This is a genomic window from Psychromonas hadalis ATCC BAA-638 (assembly GCF_000420245.1).
Classification (GTDB): Bacteria; Pseudomonadota; Gammaproteobacteria; order Enterobacterales; family Psychromonadaceae; genus Psychromonas; species Psychromonas hadalis.
In genome coordinates, this window is sequence record NZ_ATUO01000192.1 from 1 (window position 1) to 6,260 (window position 6,260).

5 protein-coding genes and 1 pseudogene are annotated in these 6,260 nt (G+C 39.8%); 2 read left to right on the forward strand and 4 right to left on the reverse strand.

Translation table 11 applies throughout. The features are described from left to right. Nucleotides 1-722, forward strand: a pseudogene (locus tag G322_RS21950) (IS110 family RNA-guided transposase); the annotation flags it as partial. 450 nt (nucleotides 723-1,172) lie between these two features. On the opposite strand, the gene G322_RS24915 reads toward G322_RS21950, so the two are convergent. Then, nucleotides 1,173-1,322 (reverse strand): transposase, encoded by a 150-nt coding sequence (locus G322_RS24915; protein WP_084683778.1) that lies wholly within the window; start codon nucleotides 1,320-1,322, stop codon nucleotides 1,173-1,175. A gap of 249 nt (nucleotides 1,323-1,571) precedes the next feature. Here G322_RS24915 and G322_RS21205 point away from each other — a divergent pair, with 249 nt between their 5' ends. Next, nucleotides 1,572-2,066: an SRPBCC family protein gene (locus G322_RS21205; RefSeq protein WP_022942867.1), complete on the forward strand. Its 495-nt coding sequence runs from the start codon at nucleotides 1,572-1,574 to the stop codon at nucleotides 2,064-2,066. A gap of 324 nt (nucleotides 2,067-2,390) precedes the next feature. Here G322_RS21205 and G322_RS0116795 read toward each other — a convergent pair whose 3' ends face one another. The 3 genes from G322_RS0116795 to G322_RS0116805 form a co-directional block, all read right to left on the reverse strand. After that, nucleotides 2,391-2,846: an RNA methyltransferase gene (locus G322_RS0116795; protein WP_022942868.1), complete on the reverse strand. Its 456-nt coding sequence runs from the start codon at nucleotides 2,844-2,846 to the stop codon at nucleotides 2,391-2,393. Nucleotides 2,847-3,241: 395 nt separating this feature from the next. Then, the gene (gene ilvD / locus G322_RS0116800) at nucleotides 3,242-4,921 is read right to left on the reverse strand and encodes a dihydroxy-acid dehydratase (protein ID WP_022942869.1); all 1,680 of its coding nucleotides are present in this window, start codon (nucleotides 4,919-4,921) and stop codon (nucleotides 3,242-3,244) included. A gap of 96 nt (nucleotides 4,922-5,017) precedes the next feature. Then, the gene (locus tag G322_RS0116805; protein WP_022942870.1) at nucleotides 5,018-5,461 is read right to left on the reverse strand and encodes a SirB2 family protein; all 444 of its coding nucleotides are present in this window, start codon (nucleotides 5,459-5,461) and stop codon (nucleotides 5,018-5,020) included. Between the last annotated feature and the right edge of the window lie 799 nt (nucleotides 5,462-6,260).

Below are 6,260 nucleotides of genomic sequence, written 5' to 3' on the forward strand. Positions count from 1 at the left end.
ACCTTAGCTATTTTTGAAGCCTCTACACGACCCTTTATTCGCTTTGTGCCTGTTAAAACTATAGCGCAACAAGAAGTCTTAATTCTACATCGTTTGCGTGAAAGATTATTAAGCTCTCGCATTGCAACAAGCAACCAGTTGCGCGGTTTATTAACCGATTTTGGCATTATTTTTCCACTGGGTCAGAAAGGTTTTACAGAGATGCTGGTTGATTTATGCTCAGATGAATCATTATCAGGTACTTTGAAGTGGTTGGTCAACGATGTTTATCGTGAGTATCAATCATTAAATGTGCGCATAAAAGAGATTGAAAAAAAGTTAAAAACAGACATTGAAAATCACCCATTAGGAAAAATTTTATTGAGTATACCAAGCCTCAATGCATCCGCTTTTATTGCATCAATAGGTAATGGACAAGCTTTTGCGACTGCTAAAGAGTTTGCTGTTTGGTTAGGCATTACCCCAAAACAGTTTGCTTCGGGTAATAAGAGCGTCATGGGTGGGATCAGCAAGCGTGGTGACAGATATTTGCGCAAAATGCTTATCCATGGTACACGTGCAGTGATTAATCATGCGGGTAAAAAGCAGGATGCATTAAATCAATGGATTTGCCAATTAAGAGAGAGAAAAAGTTTCAATTTCACCGCCGTTGCAACGGCTCATAACTCGCCCGTATCATGTGGAAATTACTTCAAAAAACTGCTATTACACGCCACAAGTAGTAAAGGCTGTCGCATGATTTTTAACCCGTTGTACTCTCTAGCTAAGCCTGTTCGGGACAAAGGCCACGAGCCTGATTGGGTGTTTAGGCGACTAGATAGTACTTAATTAAGCAAGTATTAACCTCTCGAAACCGTTGTTTGTAAGATGAAAAGAAAAGGCTCTCGCCGACCAGAATGAAACCAGCTTGGGACACGGGCTTATAGCTCGCTTGGTTGTATTTTTTATCATTGGTCGTCTGGTTCGCAACTTATCAGGAGCATGGAATTTAGTCCATAGCTCGAATATATGTCAGGACGGTTTACTTCAGTAAACCAATGAGTCAAGTAATCGCAAACAAGTTAGTACGGGGATTTAAGAGTTAATGTCATTACGAATATAAGATTATTTTTATGTTCTAGATTTGTTCGTCTTGACAACGAGTGAGCGTCCATATATGTCCTCTCTTTTTATTAACCGCCGTTGATGTTTCGCATGCAATGACTTAAATTCGCTCTGGGAGTTTGAACTAAAAGATGAGAGTGATTGGGCATAAGACAAAAAACGTGGGTCACCAAACCGACTCTCTTATGTGCTTCTTTTAATGACGCTATCAATGCCATATAACAGTTATCACCATAAAAATTCTCTGTCAAGCACGACTCATCACATGACAACAGGCGCTTTCATATTCCAATCGTAATGGCCGGGGCATCGCTGTTTCCTTTTACCTGAGTCTTTAAAGCTAAAAATAGTAGAAAAATAGATTAGATAAAATCTTGATCCCTTTACCTCACGAATTACCCGCAGATGCACTACAATAAAGGATGTAGATCACTGTTTTTTGTGATTGCCTTACTAGGAGAGTTATTATGTTTTCAACGAACCAAGTAAAAATAATTCATGCAAGCGTTGATCACGTTTGGAACCGAATTCACGATTTCCATCGCTTAGATTGGGCGCCTACAGTGATTGAGCGTGTCGACAAAATTGGACATTTAGCCGGTAATGCCCCGGGGGCAAGGCGTCGATTAAATGGGTCTCTTTATGAAAATTTATTAGCCATTGATGAAGTGAAACATCAGGTTAAATATAGTGTCGACGATGGGAAGTTTCCCATTACCAAACAGGATGTATCTAATTACGTGGGGACTATTAAGTTAAATGAAACCAAGGAGGGGATAACTGAGATGGTATGGAGTTCTTCTTGGGATTCAAAAAATGAAAATGCTGTTGAGCATTATCAAGATATTTATATCGCATTGATGGCGGAATTAGATAAATCATTTCATTTTATATCAAATAAAGTGCCAAACATAGAGTCCGTTATTTCGATGAATTCACACGTTGATCAGCTTAATAATTAATTGTATTCGTTAGTTTTAAATTATTAGATAATATCAACTCAGTTTCTATCACAAGAGTTAGCTATAAATGAAAGAACCATTAAAGTCTTTTTCTGAAATAATCGCATAAGACAAAAAGCGTGGATCACCAAACAGACTCTCTCATGTGCTTCTTTTAATGACGCTATCAATGCTATATAACAGTTATCATCATAAAAATTTCTCTGTCGACCACTATTCATCACATAGTAACAGGCATTTTCCATATTCCTGTCGTAATGGCCGGGGCATCGCTGTTTCCTTTTACCTGAGCCTTTAAAGCTCAAACCTAGGAACGGGTATTAGTTAATGATTAGAATAGTTATCACCCTTTGCGAGGCGATCATACAAAATAACATTAACGGTAGCGGCTAGATTCATACAGCCATTAGTAGGAACATAAATCGTCTCACGACAAAAGTCAGTAATCGCTTTTTTTAACGTATTATCTTCTGGACCAAAAATATAAAAAGCTCGGGGCGGATGTTTATAATCGACCAGTGACTTAGCACCGTCAATTAACTCAACAGCAACCGGCACACAATCAAGAGGAACTATGCTTTGTAAATCTTCAACAGCAATTAATGGAATATCTAAGTGTTTTTTATGAGTATCGGTACAAAATTTTTTAGCTAAATCATAACGCGTACCGGTATAAAATACTGAATGAGCACCATAACAACCCGCAGCACGAAGCACAGAACCGACATTCTCAGGTGTTTTTGGATTAAATAATCCGATACAAGCATAACCTTTAGCCATAATTAACTTAACCTAACTTAAAAATTTTCGCGATTATACCTGCTCCACTTTAAGATGCAAATTTTAGCGCCTTCACTAACACAGCTCAAAGCACTATTTATTGTTTTTATCTTCGGGTCTAATACCCCGCAGCTTGCTGCGTAAAGGCTTTTGATCTTAGAGTAGCCAGATACCCCTCTTCGCTGAGCGAATTTGAGTCTAAGTGAAAAACCTTGATGCGAGGTATTTCATTTATTGCACCATGATTGATTCAATACCTAACAAAGCCTTAGAGTATTTCTAGTTCCCATGCTCAGCGTGGGAATTCATACTTGTTAAGCTCTTATTCATTCCTCGACCCCATGCAGACTGTAATGGTTTAATAAGTTTTTGAAGGTAATGCCAGTAAAAAGACTTTATTCAGGTCTATCGGTGACCGCCCCCGTTGAAGCTGAGCTTACTGTTCTTGCGTATTTTGCGAGTAGTCCACGTGTATATTTTGGTGCGGGTTGTGTCCAATTAGAGTGCCTTTGGGTCATTTCTTGGTCGCTGATATTAAGCGTTATTTCACGATTTTCTGCATCAATGGTTATACTGTCGCCATTTTTTATTAAGGCAATAGCACCTCCTTCATAGGCTTCCGGGGTAATATGTCCCACCACAAACCCTCTGCTACCCCCTGAAAATCGCCCATCGGTGATGAGTGCGACATCGTTACCTAAACCTTTACCCATAATTGCTGCCGTAGGACTTAACATTTCGCGCATTCCTGGGCCACCTCGGGGTCCTTCGTAGCGAATAACCACCACATCACCCGCGATCACTTGTCCTTCCATAATAGCGGCAAAACCTTGTTCTTCGGAGTCATATACTTTCGCTGTCCCGGTAAAACGTAAGCCTTCTTTGCCGGTAATTTTTGAAACCGCACCTTGAGGCGCTAAATTACCGCTGAGTATAACCAAGTGACTGTCTTTTTTAATGGGGTTATCAAAAGGTAAAATAATAACCTGTCCGTCGGGATAATCAGCGACATCAGCTAAATTTTCGGCCATGGTTTTACCTGTTACGGTCATACAGTCGCCATGAAACATACCCGCATCTAATAACCGTTTCATCAAAGGCTGAATGCCGCCGATTGCAATTAGCTCAGACATTAAATATTGACCACTTGGACGTAAATCAGCAAGCACTGGCGTTTTTTCACCAATGCGTACAAAATCATCTAATGTCACTTCCACCCCAATGGTGTCTGCCATTGCAATTAAATGTAGCACCGCGTTGGTTGAGCCTCCTAAGGTAATGATCAGTGTGATGGCATTTTCAAAGGCTTTTTTGGTCATAATATCTGACGGTTTAATATCATGTTCAAGCAAGTGCACAATCGCTTTTCCTGCCTCCACACAGTCTTGTTTTTTATTCTGTGAAATGGCATTTTGCGCAGAGCTATTAGGCATGCTCATGCCTAACGCTTCAATCGCGGAGGCTAAGGTGTTGGCCGTATACATGCCTCCGCAAGAGCCCGGTCCGGGAATCGCTGTTTTTTCAATATGATCTAATTGGGTGATAGGAATGTCACCGTTTGCATAACTGCCTACCGCCTCGAAGACTGAAACAATATCGGTATGATTTTCACCGGGCATGATGGTGCCACCATAGACAAAAATAGAGGGCCGATTGAGACGTGCAAGCCCCATTAAACACCCAGGCATGTTTTTATCACAACCTCCAATTGCGATAATACCGTCATGTCCCATTCCTGCCGAGACCGCCTCGATAGAATCGCAAATCACTTCACGTGAGACCAAAGAATACTTCATGCCTTCGGTGCCCATTGAAATGCCGTCTGATATTGTAATGGTATTATAAATAACGCTTTTAGCGCCCGCGCTGTCGACCCCTTTACCGACTTCTTCGGCAAGCATGTTGATGTGCATGTTACAGGGCGTGACCATTGACCAGGTTGATGCAATGCCTACCTGAGATTTTTTGAAATCGTCATCATCAAAACCCACCGCCCTCAACATAGAGCGACTCGGGGCTTGTGCTACACCATCTACGATTTTTTGTGAATATTTACGTGGCTTATCTGTACTCATATCTTGATATTCCTTTTCAACGTCAATAAATTAAAAATAGAATTTGTTGTTATTAACTAACTCATATTAAAACGTTTCGTGTCTCCAGTTGAAAGGCTAGCAAATGGCAACTAACGCGTTCTGAGTTAACTCAATAAAAGCATTGGTATTTTCACTCGTGCCTTTTATTTTAATGTGATCAGCAAAACCAAGTCGCGCCGTCATGAATAACCAAAAGACCGCACTAATGAAACCCACAATACGCCACGCTGTTTTTTTTGCCCACTTGAGCGTAAGCGTAATAGAAAGTACGTAGAAGACGAAACCAGCTAATTTAGAGGATGCCCAGCCATTAACGAAAGGGTATAAGTTAAGTGGGTTTGTTATGACCAAATAAATAAAGGTGCCGATAAAAAGGGCATATAAAACATGTGGTCCAATTTTGAGTAGTTTATGATTAACCTTGTCCGATCCTTTCATGGTTAACACAACGTTAATCATAAAAAAGATAAACGTCAGCGCAATGATGGTTAGATGGGTGTGTTTCACGATCATGTACATGTTGTTGGTTCCTAAAATTAATTATATTTATGGAGACGTAATTATTCATTATATAGTTTGTGTAGGGCATTAAAAACCACACAGATTGTGTTCCTTTGAGCGATTAATAAAAACTGTTCGTGTTTTTTCTATCGTCATTGAACCTTAAATAAGGTCGGTCGTTATGATCGAGAAAGCGTTGTTATTAATTAATACTGGCCATAACTTATATTCGTTAGCTCGTTTTAGAGCTATTTCGACTTGGTTTTTTAGGGTAGAAGGAACACAATACCCGTTACCAATCAAGGTGCTTTATTCAGTCGTCAGCTCGGACACTAAGACAAGGCGCAGTATGATGACCTTACAAGAGATTAATAAAAAGACATTAATCCTCTCTCGGTAGAATGAAATAAAAGACTTTCATTCTTTAATGGCTAGCTCTTATCGAATACTGCAACGCCGAATTACCATGGTTGAACAGGAGGTGAGCTGGCGACCCACAAGGCAAGCTTTGAGGCAAGAATTTTCGTTGTCTTTCGAGAGACTAACAAAAACACGTTAACCCTCTATCGACATTGATTAAATGCCAGCATTTAACAATTCGTTAGAAAGCATCGATTGAACCAGTTAGACCTTCAACTTTCTGCCTAGAACCTGCTCACCTCACCGTTTGCTGAATTTTGCACCTTGAATAATAACGGGTATAGTATTTTCCTTAGATATTTAAAGAGTGGTAAATTCCACTCAAATACGAGTGTATTTTAAATAATACTTACTGTTTATTTTTTGAACACACCTTGACTTATAATATAGATTCTAT

Bases quoted from the DNA above. Each gene is read 5' to 3' on its own strand.
- ilvD (WP_022942869.1), bottom strand. From the start codon at position 4,921: ATGAGTACAGATAAGCCACGTAAATATTCACAAAAAATCGTAGATGGT.
- G322_RS0116795 (WP_022942868.1), bottom strand. From the start codon at position 2,846: ATGGCTAAAGGTTATGCTTGTATCGGATTATTTAATCCAAAAACACCT.
- G322_RS21205 (WP_022942867.1), top strand. From the start codon at position 1,572: ATGTTTTCAACGAACCAAGTAAAAATAATTCATGCAAGCGTTGATCAC.
- G322_RS0116805 (WP_022942870.1), bottom strand. From the start codon at position 5,461: ATGTACATGATCGTGAAACACACCCATCTAACCATCATTGCGCTGACG.
- G322_RS24915 (WP_084683778.1), bottom strand. From the start codon at position 1,322: ATGGCATTGATAGCGTCATTAAAAGAAGCACATAAGAGAGTCGGTTTG.